Annotated in this window: 17 protein-coding genes and 2 pseudogenes; 9 read left to right on the top strand and 10 right to left on the bottom strand. The window is 63.6% G+C overall.

Going from position 1 to position 19963, the window contains the following annotated elements:
- The 4 genes from ACP8ML_RS09505 to ACP8ML_RS09490 are packed head-to-tail and all read right to left on the bottom strand — an operon-like array spanning position 1 to position 4042.
- On the bottom strand, positions 1-939 hold the full coding sequence (locus ACP8ML_RS09505; protein WP_065673588.1) for a carbohydrate ABC transporter permease: 939 nt from the start codon (positions 937-939) through the stop codon (positions 1-3).
- 7 nt (positions 940-946) lie between these two features.
- Complete coding sequence (locus ACP8ML_RS09500) at positions 947-1348, bottom strand: carbohydrate ABC transporter permease (protein ID WP_249361265.1); 402 nt, start codon at positions 1346-1348, stop codon at positions 947-949.
- On the bottom strand, positions 1306-1854 hold the full coding sequence (locus ACP8ML_RS09495) for a carbohydrate ABC transporter permease (RefSeq protein ID WP_486702923.1): 549 nt from the start codon (positions 1852-1854) through the stop codon (positions 1306-1308). Before ACP8ML_RS09495 ends, ACP8ML_RS09500 begins: the two co-directional genes overlap by 43 nt.
- A 28-nt stretch (positions 1855-1882) precedes the next feature.
- Entirely contained in the window at positions 1883-4042 is a 2160-nt protein-coding gene (locus ACP8ML_RS09490) for an alpha-galactosidase (protein ID WP_117189378.1), read from the bottom strand.
- 188 nt (positions 4043-4230) lie between these two features.
- Between ACP8ML_RS09490 and ACP8ML_RS09485 the strand changes: the two genes are divergently transcribed.
- Positions 4231-5676 carry an NAD(P)H-hydrate epimerase gene (locus ACP8ML_RS09485; RefSeq protein ID WP_021107825.1) on the top strand — a complete coding sequence of 482 codons (1446 nt, stop codon included), beginning with the start codon at positions 4231-4233 and terminating at the stop codon, positions 5674-5676.
- A gap of 67 nt (positions 5677-5743) precedes the next feature.
- Here ACP8ML_RS09485 and ACP8ML_RS09480 read toward each other — a convergent pair whose 3' ends face one another.
- A complete protein-coding gene (locus ACP8ML_RS09480; RefSeq protein WP_117189377.1) occupies positions 5744-6883 on the bottom strand; it encodes a glycosyltransferase family 4 protein in 1140 nt (379 codons plus the stop codon).
- A gap of 1372 nt (positions 6884-8255) precedes the next feature.
- Here ACP8ML_RS09480 and ACP8ML_RS09475 point away from each other — a divergent pair.
- Positions 8256-9725, top strand: a complete 1470-nt coding sequence (locus tag ACP8ML_RS09475; protein WP_117189375.1) for a DEAD/DEAH box helicase — start codon at positions 8256-8258, stop codon at positions 9723-9725.
- A gap of 27 nt (positions 9726-9752) precedes the next feature.
- On the opposite strand, the gene ACP8ML_RS09470 is transcribed toward ACP8ML_RS09475, so the two are convergent.
- Entirely contained in the window at positions 9753-10433 is a 681-nt protein-coding gene (locus ACP8ML_RS09470; RefSeq protein WP_171048627.1) for an HNH endonuclease family protein, read from the bottom strand.
- Between the two features lie 187 nt (positions 10434-10620).
- Between ACP8ML_RS09470 and tsaE the strand changes: the two are divergent.
- From tsaE to ACP8ML_RS09440, 6 genes and pseudogenes are all read left to right on the top strand, one after another.
- Positions 10621-11512 (top strand): annotated as a pseudogene (gene tsaE / locus ACP8ML_RS09465) (tRNA (adenosine(37)-N6)-threonylcarbamoyltransferase complex ATPase subunit type 1 TsaE).
- Entirely contained in the window at positions 11512-12180 is a 669-nt protein-coding gene (gene tsaB / locus ACP8ML_RS09460; protein WP_065673595.1) for a tRNA (adenosine(37)-N6)-threonylcarbamoyltransferase complex dimerization subunit type 1 TsaB, read from the top strand. Before tsaE ends, tsaB begins: the two are co-directional and overlap by 1 nt.
- Entirely contained in the window at positions 12177-12638 is a 462-nt protein-coding gene (gene rimI, locus ACP8ML_RS09455; RefSeq protein WP_065673596.1) for a ribosomal protein S18-alanine N-acetyltransferase, read from the top strand. Before tsaB ends, rimI begins: the two co-directional genes overlap by 4 nt.
- Positions 12631-13674: a tRNA (adenosine(37)-N6)-threonylcarbamoyltransferase complex transferase subunit TsaD gene (gene tsaD / locus ACP8ML_RS09450; RefSeq protein WP_065673597.1), complete on the top strand. Its 1044-nt coding sequence runs from the start codon at positions 12631-12633 to the stop codon at positions 13672-13674. Before rimI ends, tsaD begins: the two co-directional genes overlap by 8 nt.
- Before the next feature lie 132 nt (positions 13675-13806).
- Positions 13807-15141: a C1 family peptidase gene (locus ACP8ML_RS09445; RefSeq protein ID WP_117189373.1), complete on the top strand. Its 1335-nt coding sequence runs from the start codon at positions 13807-13809 to the stop codon at positions 15139-15141.
- Between the two features lie 700 nt (positions 15142-15841).
- A complete protein-coding gene (locus tag ACP8ML_RS09440) occupies positions 15842-16024 on the top strand; it encodes a hypothetical protein (protein ID WP_081302671.1) in 183 nt (60 codons plus the stop codon).
- A 63-nt stretch (positions 16025-16087) separates the two neighbouring features.
- Here the strand turns inward: ACP8ML_RS09440 and ACP8ML_RS09435 are convergent, their stop codons facing one another.
- From ACP8ML_RS09435 to ACP8ML_RS09425, 3 genes and pseudogenes are all read right to left on the bottom strand, one after another.
- On the bottom strand, positions 16088-16828 hold the full coding sequence (locus ACP8ML_RS09435) for an ABC transporter permease (protein ID WP_117189372.1): 741 nt from the start codon (positions 16826-16828) through the stop codon (positions 16088-16090).
- On the bottom strand, positions 16825-17175 hold the full coding sequence (locus ACP8ML_RS09430; protein WP_249361286.1) for a hypothetical protein: 351 nt from the start codon (positions 17173-17175) through the stop codon (positions 16825-16827). Before ACP8ML_RS09430 ends, ACP8ML_RS09435 begins: the two co-directional genes overlap by 4 nt.
- Positions 17176-17340: 165 nt before the next feature.
- Positions 17341-17652, bottom strand: a pseudogene (locus ACP8ML_RS09425) (ATP-binding cassette domain-containing protein); the annotation flags it as partial.
- A 147-nt stretch (positions 17653-17799) separates the two neighbouring features.
- Between ACP8ML_RS09425 and ACP8ML_RS09420 the strand changes: the two are divergent.
- Positions 17800-18780, top strand: coding sequence for an IS481 family transposase (locus ACP8ML_RS09420; RefSeq protein ID WP_486702922.1), 981 nt, complete (start codon positions 17800-17802; stop codon positions 18778-18780).
- A gap of 118 nt (positions 18781-18898) precedes the next feature.
- Here the strand turns inward: ACP8ML_RS09420 and ACP8ML_RS09415 are convergent, their stop codons facing one another.
- Positions 18899-19423, bottom strand: coding sequence for an EXLDI protein (locus ACP8ML_RS09415; protein ID WP_036975464.1), 525 nt, complete (start codon positions 19421-19423; stop codon positions 18899-18901).
- Between the last annotated feature and the right edge of the window lie 540 nt (positions 19424-19963).

The following is a 19963-nucleotide window of genomic DNA, read 5'->3' as shown; positions in this document are numbered from 1 at the left end:
TCACTTGATTCCGTTGAAGCCGATGGAGTTCACGATGCGCTTGGCAAAGCATGCGAACAGGATGAGCATCGGGAGGGCAGACACGAGAGTGGCGGACATGAGTCCTGACCAGTCGGTGCCAGACTGCGGGGACTGAGCCCTGAACACTCCGAGGGCGACGGTGAGGACGCGTGACTTGTCGGTGTAGGAGATCATCAGCGACCAGAAGTACTCGTTCCACGCCGTGATGTAGGTCAGGAGCGCGAGTGTGGCGATGGGGGCCGACGACATGGGAAGCACGAGCTGCCAGAACACCCGCGTCTTTGACGCGCCGTCAATGAGGGCGGCTTCCTCGACCTCGCGGGAAATGTTCATGAAGAACTGCCGGAGGAAGAACACTGCGAATGGGGAGATCAACAGGGTCGGAAGCATGATTCCCAGCAAGGTGTCGATGAGGTGCAGATGCTTCATGAGGACGAAGTTGGGCAGCAGGGTGAAGATCGATGGGATCATCATCGCTCCTAGGAAGATGGCAAAGATGGTGTCCCTGCCGCGCCACTTCAGACGCGCGAAAGCATATGCGGCCATGGCGCAACTCAATGTCTGCACGACGGTGATCATTGTTGCTACGACCACCGAGTTGAGGAGGTAGCGCCAGAAATTCATCGACGCTCCTGAACCGCCCTGTGCCACGGCGGTGGCGACATCTTGTTTGCCGAAGACACGCCCGAAGCCACCGAGATTCGTTCCCACCGGGAGTAGGGAATCAGGGTTGGTGGCGAGCATGGAATTGCTGGACAGCGCCGTTCGGAGAATCCAGTAAAACGGGAAGAGTGTGATGAACAGGATGATGAGCATGAATGCCCAACCGATGATCCGTCCGACGGTCAGCCGCTTCTTGCGTGGCTTCGAGGATGCGGCCTGAGTGGTCTTGGGTGATGCAATCGTAAGTGATGACATTGTTCCCTCAGTTCAGGTCCGTCTGGCCAGCGCGGGTCAGCTTGTACTGGATTGCGGTGATGATGACGAGAATGATCAACAGGGCCACGGACAGGGCCGAGGCATAACCGAAGTCGTACTCGCCGAAGGCCTTCTGATAGATGTACATCTGCAGCACGTTCGATGCGTCGGCCGGTCCGCCGGTCGTGGAAACCGCGACGGTGTCGAACACCTGGAACGATCCAATGATCGTCATGATCAGGACCAGGGCGAGGATGGGCCGCAGTAGAGGCATGGTGATGCGGAAGAACATCGACACCTCGGAGGCGCCGTCCGTTCGTCCGGCCTCGTAGAGGTTCTCGGGGATTCCCTGTAAGCCTGCGAAGATCAGCAATGCTGTGTAACCCATGTTTCGCCAGACATTGACCAACGCGATCGTCGGGATGACCCACTTTGGATCACTCCAGAAACCGATGGCCTCCCCCCCAGCTTGACGATGAGCTGGTTCACGATGCCGAACTGGATGTCGAGCATCCACAAGAAGGTCAGCGCCGTGACGACGTTTGACACAAGGTACGGGCTGAGGATGAGTGACCGGACCACTGTCGACTTCGTCAATCTGTGCATGAGAGCGGCGATGAGGACGGCGAGGATCGTCTGGACACCGATGTTGATGGCGACGTACTCGACGGTCACTTTCAGGGAATTCCAGAACCTGTCGTCTGCGATGAGGGCTCGGTAGTTGTCCAGGCCCGTCCATCGAGGCGGGGTGAGGACGTCATAGCTCGTGAAGCTGTAGTAGATACCAGTGATGAGAGGCCAGATGAGGAACACGATCAGGCCAATGCTGGCTGGAGCGATGAACCGCAGGGCCAGGCTCAAGTCTGAGCGGTGTGCTGGACGTGGCCGCCTCATCGTTGAGGCATGGGTTGACATGTGATCTTCCTTCTGTGATCTGTTGTCGTCAGTTCTTCGACATGCCGGAGATCTCGATAAGCAGTGCATGCTCGGAATTGAGTCCCGGAGCCTGGATGCCGGCAGCCTCCAATGCAGCGCCGGTGAGGTCGACCCCGTCGAACCATGACGCATCGACCATTCCCTCGACCGGATGGCCCACCTGAACCGGTCTGACGTGATACGTCATCTCAGGGTCGAGTCCTGGGAAGCGGATGTTGCCGCGTGGGGACATGGGCGAGCGGTACCTGGCAACCAGGCTGAACAGAGCGTGGTGACGATCTTGAGAGACGACTCCGTGCAGCCACAGGGACTCGTCCGCGCGGTCAGCCCGGACGACCGTCCCGGTGTTGAGGAACTGACGGTTCTCCTTGTAGAAGTCGATCCATTCCTTGAGCTCAGCCAGCTCGTCGTCATCGATGGAAGTGATGTCCCACTCGATGCCAAGGTGTCCAAAGATGGCGGTCGCCGCACGGAAGGACAGGTCATGGGTACGACCGGAGCTGTGGGAGGTGGCTGACGCGATGTGACTTCCCAGGAACTCCGGAGGGAGGAGCTGCTTGGCCCAGCGCAGCATCGTCTGACGCTCCAACGGATCAATGCAGTCGGACACCCAGATTCGAGAGCAGCGGCGCATCAGTTCGAGGTCGACGCGAGAACCACCTGACGAGCATGACTCGATCTCCAGGCCGGGGTGTTCGGCCAACAAAGTCTCGATGAGTCGGTAAGTCGCCAGTGTCTGTTCGTGCACGGCGGGTACACCGGTCGCGCGGGTGCCCGACTCGAGAAGGTTTCGGTTGTGGTCCCACTTGATGTAGTTGAGCCCGTACTCCTCAATGATCGCCGCGACACTGTCATGGATGTACTGCCACGCCTGTGGGATGGTGAGGTTGAGCACTTGCTGGTGACGCCATTGGCGGGGGAGACGCTCCCCGGGGGCCATGAGCCAGTCCGGATGATTGCGAGCCAGGTCGGAGTCCTCGTTGACCATCTCGGGTTCAAACCACAGTCCGAACTGCATGCCGAGGGATTTCACGTGGTTGACCAACGGGTGGAGACCGTTAGGCCACACGTCAGGTGAGACAGTCCAGTCTCCCAGTCCGGAGCGGTCGTCTCGGCGGGAACCGAACCACCCGTCGTCAACGACGTATCGCTCGACGCCGACGGCGGCAGCGCGGTCCGCAAGGGTGATGAGCTTGTCGAGATTCTGGTCGAAGTAGACGGCTTCCCAGACGTTCAAGGAGACCGGACGATCAGGGGCCAACGGGTGCAGGTTGTGACGGACATGATCGTGGAAGCGTGCGGCGACCCCGTCGAGGCCGATGGCATGGTTGAGGTAGAGGTCGGGTGAGGTGTAGCTCTCCCTGGGGTGCAGGACGACCTCGCCGGGTAGCAGGATCTCCCCAGCAGCCATCACCTGGAATCCTTGGACGAGCTTTTCGACGTAGTAGCGGTTATTTCCCGACCAGGCGAGGTGAGTCGCCCAGATTTCACCATGACGGAACCCGAATCCAGGGGTACCGACGTGCATGACCCATGCGGTATCGGGGCCCGTGACGCCGCGGCGCACCTCTCGGCAGTGAGTTCCGTAGCTGACTGGGGTGCGTTGCGGAGTGTGTTCAAGTCCCCAACGTCCAGTGAAGTCAAGAATCTCGCTGGCTTCAAAGGGAACCGGAGCGCAGTGCTGGAGCGAGTCCAGGTGGTAGTCGTCGGATCCTGTGTTGCTGAGGCGAGAACTCACGGTGACAAGGCCGGACGGCAACATCGTCAGGGTTGAGGTGAGAGCGATACCTGCATCAGGGTCGACCGAGTCCACCTCCAGGGTGCCAGTGCTTGCCTCAGCGAACTCCTCGACCTCCCGACCGTCGAGGCGGACGGCCGTGGTGTGGAGTTGGGGAGAGAAACCACTGCGGGACTCGCGATGCCCCTCGATTCCGGGCCTGCCGAGCCAGCCGTCCCCGGACTGGGGCAGTAGTGCGACGTGTACGGGTTCGTCAATGGAATTACCGACCTGGGTCTGAATGCACGAGGATCGCATGTCCTCGGCGAGGTGCGCATTGAGGTGGCCGAGATCACGGCCCCAGTAAGTGATTGATGCCTGACGGTCGTCGACCACGGATATGACGAGTGAAACTCCGGCGGTGTGCAAGTGAATGTTGGTGCCCTTCATGGCGACCTCCTGTCATCGAGCGAACGACTTTGTTTCTCTAGAAAGTAAGTCTCGTAAACAGTATCTCAGGCATGCCTTCACCGCAACGTGCCACGTCCGGGCCGCATCTTCCCGACCCAGCTCTCCCGCCGTGGTTGAATGAAAGTCAGTCTGTAGCGAGAACCCCAATCGGGGCTGGAGGGACCGTCATGGCAATTGTCTGCACCGCTGAGGCCACCCGAGCCGCTGAGCAGAGGTGGTTCGACGCCCGGCCTGGCCAGGACCTCATGGACGTCGCCGCCCATGCTGTCGCCCGCAAGGCCCAGGAATTGCTCCTCGGCGGGGCCATCGGGGACGTGGTGCCGGACTGGGCAGCCACACAGTGCGTCCTCGTACTCGTCGGCGGCGGAAACAACGGCGGTGACGGCCTCTTCGCAGCCGCTGCACTGGCTCAGCGTGGTTGGCGGGTCGAGGTGGCCCAGGTCATGGGTCAGCCTCACGAGGCTGGCATGGCGGCGGCGTTGGAAGCCGGCTGCATTCGCACACCGCTGGGGGAGGTCACCAGTCATTCCTATGACCTCGCCATCGACGCCGTCCTTGGTATTGGTGGACGCCCCGGCATCCCGCAGTCCCTCGAGCGGATTGACGGTTGGCTGCGGGATCATCAGATCCCGGTGCTCTCGGTTGACCTTCCATCAGGACTGGACGCCAATTCCGGTGAGGTGGAGTCCTGCGTCCACGCCACCCACACCGTGACCTTCTCGAGTCTCAAGTGGTGCCACATCACGCATCCGGCCGCGAAGTTCTGCGGACAGTTGGAGGTCCATGACATCGGCCTGGACCTCGTCGATGACGAGGGAAATGCGCTCGACGGTGTCGACGATTACTGCGATCTGGCCGAGATCGCCGCGCTCTGGCCGGTACCAGGTGTCCGCGACGACAAGTACTCCCGCGGAGTTGTCGGTGTCGACACCGGATCTGAGAGGTTCCCCGGTGCAGCGGTGTTGGGTGTCCTGGGAGCGCTGCGCAGTGGACCAGGGATGGTGCGATTTGCCGGGCCAACCGCCATTATGGCCTTCATCCTCAGCCGAGCCCCCTCGGTCGTCATTGGGGAAGGGCGCGTCCAGGCATGGGTTCTGGGCTCCGGCTGGGGCACCCACGACGGCAACGCCGATCGGTTCATCCGGCGAGCTGCTGACGGTGTCCCCATGGTCATCGACGCCGACGCCCTGGGTCTGCTGCCTGCTGAATTGCCAGAGGGATGTCTGCTCACCCCGCATGCCGGTGAACTTGCCCGGATGCTGCAGATTGAGCGGAGTCAGGTGGAAGCCGACCCGCGGGCGGCAGCCGTCCGTGCGGCCCAACGCTTCAGGGCGACGGTTTTGGTGAAGGGCTCGATCCAGTGGGTGGCGCGCCCCGACGGCACCGTCCGCGCTGCTCTGCCGGGCCCTGCATGGACGGCTCAGGCGGGTTCTGGCGACGTGCTGGCTGGTATGTGCGGCACTCTCATGGCTGCGGGGCTGGATGCTGCTGACGCGGCGGTGTGCGCTGCAGGGATGCAGGCTGCCACGGCGATTTCCATGCCTGGTCCGTACGCCCCCGACCAGATTGCCGAGTTGCTGCCCGGGATCGTGACGACGGTCCTGGGTCGCTGACCAAGCACACTGCGCGTACTGGCTCGCGAGGAGCTCCAGGGTGCTGGACTCCTCGGGCAAGACCCTCTCAGAGGGCGGCGCGAATCCTCGTCGAGCGTCCGGCCAGTCGGATCGCGTCCTCATAATGCACGACGAGCTCGCTGCACAGGTTCTCCCAGGTGCGGTTCTCGATCGAGGCTCGGGCGGCTACGCCCATGGCGCGACGCTTGTAATCGTCACCAACGAGGTCGACGACTCGAGAGCGGAAATCCGCCATGTCTCCGGGCTCGTAGAGCCATCCAGTGCGGGACGGGTCAATGAGGTCGATCGGCCCGCCCTTGCGGGGGCTGATGACCGGCACGCCACAGGCCTTGGCCTCTTGGACAGCCTGGCAGAAGGTCTCGAGCTCTCCGGTGGAGCAGAAGACGTCCATACTGGCGACCGCGCGGGGGAGTTCCTCTCCGCCCAGACCGCCGGTGAAGACGGCATTGGGAAGCTGCTTCTCCAACTCGGATCGAGCCGGGCCATTCCCTACGATGACGAGCTTGGTGTTGGGGATGTCCGCGAGGTTTGCCATGTCGGCGACGCGCTTCTCGGCGGCAAGCCGTCCCATGTATCCGACCACGACCTCACCATGGGGAGCCCACTTGTCATGAAGTTCCTGGGAGTACTTCGACGGGTTGAAGCGAACCTTGTCGACGCCGCGACCCCAGATGCCGACCCGCGGCACCCCATGGCTGACGAGCTGATCGCGGGAGAAAGTGGACGGGGCGTAGGTTGCGACTGCCAAGGAGTGGATCTGACGGACGCGGTACCAGCCGTAGAACTCCAGCTTGCCGAGACCGTAGCGGCCGGCGTAGGAGGGGATGTCAGTCTGGTAGATCGCCACCACGGGGACGCCGAGGGATGCGGCTGCCAGTGCGCCCTTGTACCCGATCATGAAGGGTCCGGCCAGGTGAACGACATCAGGCTCGAACTCGGCGAGGTAGCGTTCCATGGTCCACTGGGGGCTGGTGGAGACGCGGACGTCCTGGTAGCCCGGCCAGTGCAGGGAGGCCAACGGGATGACGGGAAATCCGGCGTACTCGCGGGGAGTCTGAGCATCACCGGGAGCGAGCACGAGGGCCTCGTGGCCGTTGTCGCGCAGGTGCTCCAGCACTCGTAAGACCGAGTTCGTCACTCCATTGACCTGGGGAAGGAATGACTCCGTGATGATCGCAACACGCACAACTTCATGGTAACCGGGACACGCGACACCTTGGCGGGGTCGCGGTGTCGAGGTGGTGAACTTGGGGTGACGAGATCGCCGTCGCCTGGGGCTTCGTGAAGGCGAGGAATGACATGTGTTTCAGGGAGTCGTGGCGACTCACCGCGTGGCCGCGTCGATTGCGATCACCTGCGGCTCACGGGGAAAGGCGTGCAGGGTGGAGCGCCTTCCGCTTTGCGGTGTTCTGTGCGCGCTCGCGGGATCGGTCATGGTTGGTTCCGCCCTCGGTTCCACGATCCACCGTCCCTACTCGTGGAACACGACCATCAGCGACTGACGTTCCTCGAGGGATGTGGTTGATTTCGTCGATACGACCTTTTTGGGTAGGGTGATGGCGTTGGCAACGGCCTGACTTGCTCGGGCCCATGATGCGTTTCAGTTGCTCGATGTGCCCTAAGGGCATGGCGGAGCCCCCGGCTCCGGGATTGATTCACTGCATTCACCTGCACAGCAGCTATTCGCCCGGCCATCGAGACAGACAATCAACCCAGGATTCCATGTCACCGAGACCCGCTGGGTCCGGTGCGTCGTGGCCAGATTCCGCGACCCGTGCAGTGACGCCGCGCCCTCATGCGCGGTGACGTGGTCCGCCAGCGCCCGAGGAGTCCGTCCATCGTGAGGGATGACCCCATTGAGCAACAAGAAACGCAACCCCAAGTCTTTCAAGGCCGACGGCACCCCGAAGCGTCGCTGGACGGCCGCTGAGCGCGCCGCTCGCGGTCACAAGCCCCGCACCAGGGGAGGGGTCCGCAACGGTCACACCGATTCGCACGGTCGCAACTTCGAGGCATGGACTCCCCGTGAGGACTCTCGTCGCGGCGAGGATGGGGCTGGCAAAGATCGTCGCTACTCCCAGGATCGACGCGGCCGCGATGAGTGGTCCGATCGTCGTGACGACCGCCGCCATGACCGCCGTGACGGCGACCGACGCCGGGGCGACCGCTGGGATCGTCGCGATGAACGCCGTAACGACCATCGCTGGTCCGATGACGGCGAGTTCCGTCCCCGCAAGTCGCGTCGTCCCAACAACCGTGCCAACCGTGACTGGAGGCATGACGATCGTCGCGGCTCGAGGTGGGATCGTGACGACTGGCGTGATGACCGTCGTGGTCAGCGTCGCAACGACTGGCGCGATGATCGCCGTGACGACCGTCGGGATCACGGAAACCGTGATGACCGCGGTTACCGCGGCGACCGCGACCGTCGGGACTTCCAGAAGAACCGTGACTTCCGCGAGGACCGTCGCCGCGACGACCGCTGGTCTGATCGCCGTGACGATCGTCGTCGCGAGGACCGCAGCGACTGGCACGCCGATCACGACGACGCCGACAACATGAATTGGAAGGCCACTGAGCTGACCGATCTGGACGTGTCCGGTATCGATCACGAGGGTGGATTCTCGGCCCTCGGTGTTCCTGACGAGATCGTCGCCGCCCTGGCCGCCACGGGCATCACCGAGCCCTTCCGGATCCAGATTGCCGCCATCCCGGACGCCATCGCCGGGCGTGACGTGCTGGGTCGTGCGTCGACGGGTTCGGGAAAGACCCTGGCCTTCGGCGTTCCGCTGCTGTCGCGTCTATCCACCGAGCCGCGCGAGGACAAGCGTCCGCGCGCCCTCATCCTCTCGCCCACCCGCGAACTGGCCATGCAGATCGCCGACGTGCTGTCGCCGCTGGCCTCGTCAATGGGTCTATCGACCATCCTCATCGCCGGTGGCATGAGCTACGGCCCGCAGACCAAGGCCTTCAAGAAGGGTGTTGACCTCGTCGTCGCCACTCCGGGACGCCTCGTCGATCTGCTGGAGACCGGTGACGCCGACCTGTCCGGCGTCACGGTGACGGTCCTCGACGAGGCCGATCACATGGCCGAGCTGGGTTTCATGGAGGCCGTTGGGTCGATCCTCGACGCCGTCCCCTCCGAGGGCCAGCGCCTGCTGTTCTCGGCAACCCTCGACGGTGCCGTCAACAAGCTGGTCAAGCGCTACATGCACGACCCGGTCACCCATGAGATCGACCCCGACAAGGGATCGGTCTCGACGATGACCCACCACGCCTTCCAGATCAAACCGCACGAGAAGGTTGGGCTCATGTGCGAGATCACCAACCGCGACGGTCACACCATCGTCTTCGCCCGCACTCAGCGGGGCGCATCCCGGATGGCCGAGCAGATGCGTGAGGCCGGCGTCATGGCCGGTGCCCTACATGGTGGTCTGACCCAGGGTGCCCGTGCCCGCGTACTGGCGGCCTTCAAGGACGGCTCCCTGCCGGTCCTGGTCGCCACTGACGTCGCGGCCCGAGGCATTGACGTTGACGACGTCACCCTGGTGCTGCAGGTTGACCCGCCGATGAACTCCAAGGACTACCTGCACCGTTCCGGTCGTACTGCTCGCGCCGGGCACGACGGGGCCGTCGTCTCGCTCATCCTGCCGCACCAGCGCCGCAGCATGTCGCGTCTGTACCGTCAGGCCGGTGTCAAGCCGGTCGAGGCCCAGGTCGTGATGGGTGACGACCACGTCGCCGAGGTGGCCGGTTGCAGCCCGGCCCTGGGCGCGCCGATCGACGAGAAAGACTACGAGGCCCTCGTCGCCCCCAAGCAGCAGCGCGGCAAGAAGTCCCGTGACGGCAAGCCCGGCCGTGGCAAGGGCGGACGCAACCGCGGTGGTCGCGGTTACGACCGGGATCGTCGCGGTGGTCACGGCCATGATCGTGGACACGATTCTCGCGGTCACAACTCCCGTGGACATGACGGACGTCGTCGCGACATCGAGACCAGGTACGGTCGCTCCGGCAACGACACCTGGTGATCCGACGCCTAATGAATCGAGGCGGAGTCACCTCGCGGGCAACGGCTGGTTCGGGCACGTCGACAGTGCCCGAACCATCGCGTTGCGTTCCGCCGAGGTGACCCAGAGGTGATACTTCTTCTTCACCGCGATCTGACGAGACACGTAGTCACAGCGGTAGGACTTGTTCGGCGGTAGCCACGTCGCCGCATCCCCGGCTCCCTTCTGCTGGTTGGCCCGTCCCTCGACGGCCAGCAGGTTGAGGGGGTCGTTCGCGAGCGCCTGGCGTCGGTCCATCGGCAACTGTTGGGCCCCGGTGACCCAGGCGTTTCCCAGCGCGACGACATGGTCGATCTGTACGACGGCCGATGTTTCGCGCCCACGTTTCCACCTGATCGTCCGGCCGGTGTAGGGATCGTGCAATTCCCCGGACACAACGCGGCACCGGCTGCCGGATTTCAGCTTCGCCCCGACGAGGTCGCGGGCCAGGGCGTCATCCCGGGTGCCGCAGCCGTTGTGCCCCCACGGGCTCGTCAGGACGGGGTCGGAGCTGTCGCTCCATGCCTGTCCGAACTGTTCGCGGGAGTATCCCGTCATGGGTGCGCGCCCTTTGACGGGAAGCTGTCCGAGAACTTCGGCCGCCTGTCCGTAGGCCGTCGATCCCTCGTGAGGAGCGGCCCGGCGATAGACGCCGATGAGAGCCAACGTTGCGACGACGATCAGCACCAACCACTCCCACCGCCGACGAGTCCGCGTCTCCATGTCATCACCCTCACAATCTCGACAACCGGTGGCCTGACGCTACTCGCGACCACCGACTCAGCAGAAGGGTTAAGGCGAACACGTCTGCCACGCCTGGGTAGCGGCACCCGGACGACGAGAGCCCGGCGCGTTTCGCGGACTATCCTGATGCCTTGTGGATGAACAGACGAGCCCGCAGGACGTGACCCCGGAACTCGCGGTCGCAACTCCCGAGGAAGCCGCTGACTTGGCGCGCGCCCTCGACCTTGACGAGACGACCGTGTCCACCTGGTTGACCCGGGGCATCGGAATTACGGCACGCCGTGGCGCCGCGACCGCCGGCCTCGCCCATCTCGTCGACGACGGTGGTCATGCCGAGGTCGCTGATCTCGTCCTGGCCGCTCCCGACGACGACATCGCCGCGGCCCTCGTCCAGGGAGCCGAGCAGATCGCCACCGACCTGGAGTCGCGCATCCTCGTCGTCTCCTGCATGCAGTCCGCTCCCAGCCCCGCCTATCAGCGTGACGGTGACGACTGGGTGCGTGTGCTGCCCACCCGCCTCGTCGTCCCCACCACCGAGGCCATGCACTCCTTCGGCTCCACTCTGGCGACCGAGCTTCGCGCCGGTGACATCGTGTTGGCCTCCGGAGACCTAGGGGCCGGGAAAACCACCCTGGCCCAGGGGATCGGTCTGGGTCTGGGGGTCGAGGGGCCGGTCATTTCCCCGACCTTCGTGCTGGCCCGACGCCATGCCGGAGTTGACGGGCGCCCGGGACTCGTCCACGTCGACGCCTACCGTCTCGGGTCAGCCGCAGAACTGGTCGACCTGGACCTCGACGAGACCATGGACCAGGCCGTCACCCTCATTGAGTGGGGAGCCGGTATCGCTGAGGACCTCGGCGGCTCCCACTTGGACATTGACATCCGTCGTAGCGGGGACCCCGCCGACGGGACCCGCGTGGTCTACCTGGAAGGTTTCGGCCCCCGCTGGCAGGACGTCGACCTGTCGCCACTGTCCGAATTTCCCCTTGGCACCACCCCCTGACGAGACCGGAGACAACATCTGATGAACACGATCGTTCTGGGAATCGACACCTCGACGGCCGTCAGCGTCGGTCTGGCGCGCGGGTCGCAGGTGCTCGTCAGCCTGCACCACGACGACCCTCGCGCCCACGCCGAGCAGCTCATGCCCCTCATCCACACCGCGTGTGAGCAGGCCGAGATCGCCCTGACCGACATCGGTGACGTGGCCATCGGCGTCGGCCCTGGCCCCTATACCGGACTGCGCGTCGGGGTGGCCACCGGACGAGTGCTCGCCCACCTGGCTGACCTCACCCCTCACCCGGTGTGCTCCCTCGACGTCCTGGCCCGCCAGTGGGCTGACGGCGGCGTCGACGGCGAGTTCGTGGTGTGTACCGACGCCCGTCGTCACGAGCTGTACTGGGGTCGCTACGACGCCTCCGGCAACCGTCTCGACGGACCCAACGTCACCCGGCCCGAGGAACTGCCCGAGGGTATTCCGGTCGGCGGTCCGGGATGCCCGGTTCGCGGTCTGACGCCCGCCCCCGGATCCCCAGAGCGTCTGGACGCCGGGGTGCTCGCCGCGTCCTGGCAGACCATGCCCGACGTCGGTCTGGAGCCGCTCTACCTGCGAGATCCCGACGCCACCGTCCCGACGACGCGCAAGGCCACCCTGACCCCGACTCGCCTGACCCTGCCCGGCATCAAGCGATGACCAGAGTCGCCAGCCCGGCTGATCTCGATGCCATCATGGCCGTTGAGCAGGCCAGCTTCGACACGTCCCGGCAGTGGTCCCGGACCTCCTGGGCCGAGGAAATATCGCCGGCCGACCACCGCCTCACGCTGGTCGCCGGGGAGGACGAGGTCGCGGCCGTCGCCACCTTCCACGGTTTCGACGTCGCCGATCTTGACCGGATCATGGTCACTCCCGTGGCACGGGGGCAAGGACTGGCCGTCGAACTGCTCTCTCGTGGCATCGACTGGGCACGCTCCCGGGGGTGCCGCACCATGATGCTCGAGGTGCGCCGAGACAATGACCCGGCCATCTCCTTGTACCAACGCTTCGGATTCGAGACGATTTCCCAGCGTCCCAATTACTACGGCGGCGGGGTTGACGCCCTCGTCATGTCCGTCGACCTGCCCGCGACCACAACCGAGGAGAACCATGTCTGAACCGCTCATCCTGGGCATCGAGTCGTCCTGTGACGAGACCGGAGTCGGCATCGTCCGTGGCAATGACCTGCTCGCCAACGAGGTCGCATCCTCGATGGAGCAGCACGTGCGCTTCGGCGGGGTCGTCCCCGAGGTGGCGTCGCGTGCCCACCTGGAGGCGATCGTCCCGGTGCTGGAGAAGGCCACGGCCACCGCCGGGGTGGATCTGTCCGAGCTCGACGGCATCGCCGTGACGGCGGGTCCCGGTCTGGCAGGGGCGTTGGTCGTCGGTCTGTCGGCTGCCAAGGCGCTGGCAAGCTGGCTCAACAAGCCGCTTTACGGCGTCAACCACCTGGCCGGACACGTCGCCGTCGACCTGCTCGAGCACGGGGACCTGCCGATGCCGTGCGGTGCCCTGCTCGTCTCGGGCGGCCACACCAGCCTGCTGCGGGTCAATGACATCGCGACCGACGTCGTCGAGGTGGGTTCGACGATTGACGACGCCGCTGGCGAGGCCTACGACAAGGTTGCCCGCGTCCTCGGCCTGCCCTACCCAGGGGGCCCGGTCATCGACAAGGCCGCTGCCGAGGGAGATCCCAGGGCCATCCGATTCCCGCGCGGACTGACGGCCCGTCACGACATGGTCGAGCACCGCTTCGACTACTCCTTTTCCGGCCTCAAGACGGCGGTGAGTCGTTGGGTCGAGACCCAGCAGCGTGACGGGGTCACGTTCCGGGTGGAGGACGTCGCCGCCAGTTTCCAGGAGGCCGTTGCCGACGTGCTGACCGCCAAGGCCGTCGACATGTGCCAGGAATACGACCTCAAGCACTTCCTCATCGGTGGGGGAGTGGCGGCGAACTCGCGGCTGCGCACCCTGCTCGCCGAGCGGATGGAGGCTGCTGGAGTCGAGCTGCGACGCCCGCGTCCGGGGCTGTGCACCGACAATGGGGCGATGATCGCTGCTCTCGGTGTGCAGGTCGTCAAGGCTGGCCTGCCGCCGTCGTCGATGGACATCTCCGCTGATTCCGGGCTGCTCATTGAAAAGGTGATCGTCTGAGGTGGTGGATGCCGACGGTCTTCTGGGAGGTGAACGCGAAGCCGCTTGAATACTGCTGGTCAGAACCCGCTCGTCGTTTGCCTCGCTGTGCCATTCTGTGGGGCATCAGTAATCGACAGGAATGGATGAGGAATGAGTGAACCCTTCGTTCTCGATGCCAGTTTCAGCGCCTTTCGCGCCGAGTCCTTCGCCAACGACGTCACCGGGCGGCTGGTTCAGAATGCGGTGACCGGCACCGGAGCCGACACCGTCAGTCTGGATCGCACCGTGGTCAACGGCATCGACGAGACGACCTCCGAGCGGTTGGATTCCTGGAAGGTGACCGACCAAAAGCACTCCGGACGGTGCTGGGAATTCGCGGGGCTCAACGTCCTGCGTGCCAAGGTCATCGACGAGCTCAAGGTCGACGACCTCGAGTTCTCGCAGAATTACATCGCCTTCTTCGACAAGCTCGAGAAGGCCAACCACACCCTTGCTCGCGCCATCGCCACGGCATCGCGTGACGCTGACGAGGAAGAGGTGCGCGCCATCATGGACTACCCGGCCGAGGACGGCGGATGGTGGATGCAGTTCACCGACCTTGTCGCCAAGTACGGCGTGGTGCCCTCCTGGGTCATGCCCGACACCGAGTCGGCTGGCAACACCCTGCAAATGAACCGCGCCCTGTCGACGGTGCTGCGTCGAGCCATCGGAAAGATCCGCGACGCAGCCACCAATTCCGACGCCAATGAGGGAGCCTCTCAGATGGAGGCCGCCCGTGGCGAGGCCTTGGACGCTGTGTGGAAGATCCTCGCGATCCACCTCGGCACCCCGCCCACCAGTTTCACCTGGCAGTACCGTGACAAGGACAAGAACTTCCACCGCAAGGGCACCTACACCCCGCTGGAGTTCGCCCACGAGATCGTGCCGCAGGCTTTCGAGCCGTGGGTCAGCCTCGCCCATGACCCACGTGAGGAGCACCCGGTCGGTCGCACCTACGTCCACGAGCACACCCCGTACATGGAAGGTGGCACCCCGTACTGGCACCTGTCGGTAGAGCTGGACGTCATGAAGAAGGCGGTCATCGACTCCATCGCAGCAGGCGAGCCGGTCTGGTTCGCCTGCGACGTCAAGAAGCAGTTCGACAAGGACCTGGGCATCTGGGATGCGAAGCTGCATGACTACGAGGCCCTTTACGGCATCGACATGGAAATGTCCAAGGCCGAGCGGTTGCGCTTGCGCGAGTCTGGTGGCACCCACGCCATGACCGTTGTCGGTGCGGACCTCGTTGACGGTGTCCCGGTGCGCTGGCGGGTTGAGAACTCCTGGGGTGACGAGGTCGGCAAGAAGGGGTTCTTCACGATGAACGACTCGTGGTTCGACGAGTACGTCTACAACGTCATCGTGCCGCGCTCCCGGGTCTCCGAGGAGATCGCCAAGGCCTGTGACCAGGAGCCGATCGTCTTGCCCGAGCACGACATGATGTGAGTCCCCTGCCGACACGGATCTGCCCGCCCGTAGGAACGCGGGCGGGCAGATCCGTGTCGGCATTCCTTGTCGCGCGTGCAGAATCCGTCAAGTCGGGGAGACTCTGCCAGCCCGCTTATCTGGGGGACAGAAACGTCTCAGGTACGTGTCCCCTAGTCGTCAAGTTCATTAATGCCCCCGCATCTGAGTCCACATACTAGCCAGTTTATAGCCCATGTTAGCTCCACGCTGGGCTGAACGGGACGGACGCCCGCTAGACGAACTCCGCATCGCAATCGTGACCTGGATTGACCCCGCCTACCGCCGCCGACGACGCCAGAAGAGACTCGGACGGTTGATCTCCATCGAGCTCGAGATGATCATGAAAATCAGCAGCCACTCAGGTTGCATAACCACTGTCACCTGTTCTTCCAGCAGACCCGTACGAGAGCTCGACCGGGCGAGGATCAGGCGGTAAACACGTTGGCGTGGAGGCGCGTTCAATGGCTTCGATCGCTGATCCCGTTGTAAGGAGACAAGCGCCACATCCGAACCGTACCGCCGTCGGCCAGAGACTCATAGTGACCTTCCCAGTAGCCCGAGCTTTGGGCGAGCTGAGAATTTTGAATCCGCGAAGGCGATGCGTACGCTCCCATTCGAGCGGACCGCATGTTAACATCTCAAGTGGGTTCGCCCTCCCTTCCACTCCAAGGAGTTTGCCATAAAGCTCACCACCACTTCCTCCCTCGAGCACCGCGTCCGCACCACGCAGCTCGCCGTCACGTCCGCCTTCGGCGGTGCCAGCGCCAACGTCGACCTGCTAGCCCCGGGCGGCTCGACCTGCAGCAGCGCCGGCTCGTCCTCCTCGTGCTCGACCTGCGCCGTCATCGCTCCGGTACGCTGAGCAGAAAGCCCGTCGAACTGACATAGGTGTGCCGAGAACCCTAGGGTTCTCGGCACACCTATGTCAACGCCTCCGGTTGAACTCGCGGGTCGCCCATGCGAACGCGATAGCTGACATCAATAGTGCGATGATCCAGCTTAACGCGGCTGGCGCCACCACTCCCCTGGTGCTGAACTGTGCCCGGGCGCCCTGGACCAGGTACCAGAGTGGGTTGATGTGTGCAGTGACGACGATCCAGTGCGGTGCAAACGACATGGGCAGCATGATCCCGGACAGCAGGAGGATCGGCAGCAGGATGAGGTTGAAGATCGCGGACAACGCTCCTTCACTCTTGGTCTTGAGTGCCACGGCATAGGAGACTCCCGCGAACGTCACACCCGTCCCCAGAACCGTTACGAAGTAGGTCATCAGCCCCCATGCGCTGGGTCTGGCCCCAAGGGCGAGGCTAATGAGGAAGATGACCAGTATCGGGGCCAATATCACCAGCACGTCACGTGAAATCCTGCCAGCCATCATGGTGCTTCCCTTGGCTGGAGTGCTCCAAATGCGTTCAAGGATCCCGAGGCGATATTCAAGGATGATCGTGAGTCCGACGAATGCCCCGATGGTCATCGCCATCTGGATCGACATGCCTGTGACGTACATGGAGTACGCGGCAGCCCGGGTGACTCCTTGTGTCCTCATCGTGGAAACGAACAGGGGACCGAAGAGGGCGAGATAGACGAGAGGCTGCGCGAAGGTCAAGGTGAAGTCACGTCGCGCCCTCAGCGTCAACGTCAGGTAGCGTGAAAAACAGGCTTTCATGAAAGCTGCTCCTTCCCGGGGGTTGCCGTGATCGCCAAGAATGCCTCTTCAAGGGACGCATCACGGATGCCGATTGAAGTCATCTCGATGGCGTTGGTTGCAAGGATGTCACTGACCACGGCCGCGTCGCGGTTGGGGTGCTTTGACCGGATGCGGATCCGATCGTCGTCTTGCGTAGTGTCAGGGAAAGGATCGGTCAATAGATTGGTGGCGCGCTCGGTAATGCCTCCCCCAACGGTGACGACCACCTCTCCCAACGCGTATTGCTCGCGAATTGCTGCAGGGGAACCGCTGGCGACTATCGAGCCGTGGTTCAACACACTGACATTGGATAGATGGTCGGACACCTCGTCGATGTAGTGGGTCGTGATTAGGAAAGCGGCTCGGGTCTCGTGTCGAGCGGCCTGGACCGTCTGCCACAGAGACAGCCGGGTCGCAGGGTCGAGGCCCAGGGTCGGTTCGTCGAGTAAGACCACAGATGGATGCCCCACCAGTGCAAGACCAACCTCGACGACCCTCTTCTGGCCGCCGGAAAGTCGGCCAACATCCCAGTCCATGAGATAGCCACAGTTCAGCATCGCCGCAACGGCGTCGACGCTCGCGCGTGCCTGCCGGGCCGACTACCCGAAACATTGGGCATGGAAGGTCATCTCTTCCCGGCATGTGAGGCCGTATTGGAGTCCACCCTTCTGGGATACATAACCCAAGCAGGAACGCCCCTCAGATGATCCCCACACCACGTCACCGGAGTCAGCGGAGAGAAGACCGGCAACGATTCTGACGAGAGTAGTCTTCCCAGCCCCATTGGGTCCGAAAAAGCCCATCATTTCACCGAGGTAGAGATCTAGGTGTAACCACCACACAGGTTAGGTACATCGGGCTGGTTAGAGACAGCTGTGGCTGGACATGGGCGAGGGCCTCTGGGTGGAGTGTGTTGCTACCACACAAAGCACGACTCTCAAGAGGCCCTCATGACCCATCGTAATGCCCCGTTGTCCGAAACCGGACGTTTGCGCCTGGCCTGCTGCATCGTCGAGGATGGCTGGCCCCTGCGTCGGGCCGCCGAACGCTTCAACGTCAGCGTCACCACGGCCCAACGCTGGGCACAGCGCTACCGCGCCCACGGGCCGGCCGGAATGCGTGATCACTCCAGCCGACCCCACCACCAGCCCCGACGGGTCTGCCGTCGCACGCAACGACGGGTGGTGGGATTGCGCATCACCCACCAGTGGGGCCCAGCACGCATCGCCTACCACCTACGCCACCAGCACCTCGGCGTCTCGACTGTCGGCAAGATCCTGCAACGCTACGGATGCCCACCCCTGACCTGGATCGACAAGGCCACCGGCGCCCGGCTACGCGCCCGGCCCACACCCGTTTGCTACGAACACGACACCCCCGGTTCCGACATCAAGAAGCTGGGCCGGATCCCCGACGGCGGCGGCCACCGCATGGTCGGATGCGCCCAAGGAGTACGCAACCGTGGCCGATCCGCCAGCGGGGGTGGGTATCACTACATCTACAACGCCGTCGACGACCACTCCTGCCTGGCCTACGTCGAGGTCCTCAGCGATGAGCGCAAGGACACCGCCGCCGGGTTCTGGACCAGGGCCCAGGCCTGGTTCGCCAGCCAGGCCATCACCGTCAAGCGGGTCCTGACCGACAACGGCTCCTGCTACCGGTCCAAAGCCTTCACCAAGGCACTCAAAGACACCCACATCACGCACAAGTACACCCGGCCCTACACGCCCAAGACCAACGGCAAGGTCGAGCGGTTCAACAGGACCCTGGTCGCCGAGTGGGCCTACGCACGGCCCTACGCCAGCGAGACCGACCGCCTGGCCGAACTCCCCGGCTGGCTGCACCACTACAATCACCACCGCGGACACACCGCGCTCAAAGGCACATCACCCGCCGACCGCGTACCTAACCTGTCCGGCGATTACACCTAGGGAAACCCCGCATAGTGCCGGGATTTCATACCTGCCATGAACGACGTACTTCTTCGTGAGCTGCGCAATAGAGAGTGCTGGCACCGAGGATGCACGGTTTGCGATGGGCGAACACATGTCAGATGTCCAGAACTTCGAGAGGGGGGATGGAGAGGGCTGATTCAACGCGTTCAGCCAAAACAGCGTGTGCCTGACGCAGGTGCTCGGTATCGGGGTATACGACCAGCGTCTTGTCTCCAGTGGTCCAGAAGTCGCGGTCCCAGGTCTCGGGGTGTGACCAGATGTTCTCCTGGCTTGCGGTCCAGTCGGGTAGCTTCCTCTGAATCTTGGTGGCGACAGCCAGCTGGTTCTTGGCCGTCTGATAGACGGTGTCGATGCGGGTCCCTTCTGGAACTGGTTGCCTGACGCGAACCAGACGCCGTCCCATGAAGGTCGCCCGGTGGTCGGCGCCGTCAGTGCGCAGCGCGAGCTCGATCTCCTCGTAGCCCTCAGCCGCTCGCTGATGCTTCTTCACGTAGTCGCGGAGTGCCTCCGCGACGGCCGCCGACAGGCCGCCAGCGATCTCACTGGCTTCGGTGAATAGACTCACGTCGTCTTCTGACACGTACACGTTTCTACTGGGCATGTATATAATTATGCGCATATATGTAGCGTTCGTCAACCCTCTATCCACATAGAGATCGCTGAACGCTGAGCACCTATGGGCTCCTAGTGTCGCGGGTGTTCGGGAGACGTCAGGGGAGATGGAACATGGCATCTACACCTAGCGGGTTACGCAAGGCCAGCTCGGCCGTGACCTCGTATCGAGCACAGAGTCCGGGGACGGAGGGGGTGGGATTCAGGACCCATCAGTTCCGCTGTGACAACACGGATGGACAGGGGCTATCCAGCGCGGCAGCTGACTTCCTCCTGGCTTCCCGGATCGGTCGGGGTGACATGGAATTCAATGTCTCGGTCGGTGACTACTTCGTTGATCCGATGATCGTCACGTACGGCGAGATGGATCGCGACTCACTAGTCGATGAGGGGATTGGCCTTCCCCAGTCCAGCAAGTTGCGCGTCCCGCTGGAACAGGTGATTGCCCGCCGCCGCAGTGGTTCGCCCTTACCTTCTTCGGGGCCGCTCTGTTCGCCTGTAACCATTCAGTCTTCGGAAGGGGACAAATCTTGGCGAAGGTGCCGCT

Source organism: Cutibacterium sp. LaCa_255, from assembly GCF_057458005.1.
The sequence above is the reverse complement of the archived record's forward strand: the minus strand, read 5'-3'. Positions and strand labels throughout refer to the sequence as shown.

Bases quoted from the DNA above. Each gene is read 5' to 3' on its own strand.
- ACP8ML_RS09505 (WP_065673588.1), bottom strand. From the start codon at position 939: ATGTCATCACTTACGATTGCATCACCCAAGACCACTCAGGCCGCATCC.
- ACP8ML_RS09495 (WP_486702923.1), bottom strand. From the start codon at position 1,854: ATGTCAACCCATGCCTCAACGATGAGGCGGCCACGTCCAGCACACCGC.
- ACP8ML_RS09490 (WP_117189378.1), bottom strand. From the start codon at position 4,042: ATGAAGGGCACCAACATTCACTTGCACACCGCCGGAGTTTCACTCGTC.
- ACP8ML_RS09485 (WP_021107825.1), top strand. From the start codon at position 4,231: ATGGCAATTGTCTGCACCGCTGAGGCCACCCGAGCCGCTGAGCAGAGG.
- ACP8ML_RS09475 (WP_117189375.1), top strand. From the start codon at position 8,256: ATGAATTGGAAGGCCACTGAGCTGACCGATCTGGACGTGTCCGGTATC.
- tsaB (WP_065673595.1), top strand. From the start codon at position 11,512: ATGAACACGATCGTTCTGGGAATCGACACCTCGACGGCCGTCAGCGTC.
- rimI (WP_065673596.1), top strand. From the start codon at position 12,177: ATGACCAGAGTCGCCAGCCCGGCTGATCTCGATGCCATCATGGCCGTT.
- tsaD (WP_065673597.1), top strand. From the start codon at position 12,631: ATGTCTGAACCGCTCATCCTGGGCATCGAGTCGTCCTGTGACGAGACC.
- ACP8ML_RS09445 (WP_117189373.1), top strand. From the start codon at position 13,807: ATGAGTGAACCCTTCGTTCTCGATGCCAGTTTCAGCGCCTTTCGCGCC.
- ACP8ML_RS09435 (WP_117189372.1), bottom strand. From the start codon at position 16,828: ATGAAAGCCTGTTTTTCACGCTACCTGACGTTGACGCTGAGGGCGCGA.
- ACP8ML_RS09420 (WP_486702922.1), top strand. From the start codon at position 17,800: ATGACCCATCGTAATGCCCCGTTGTCCGAAACCGGACGTTTGCGCCTG.
- ACP8ML_RS09415 (WP_036975464.1), bottom strand. From the start codon at position 19,423: ATGCGCATAATTATATACATGCCCAGTAGAAACGTGTACGTGTCAGAA.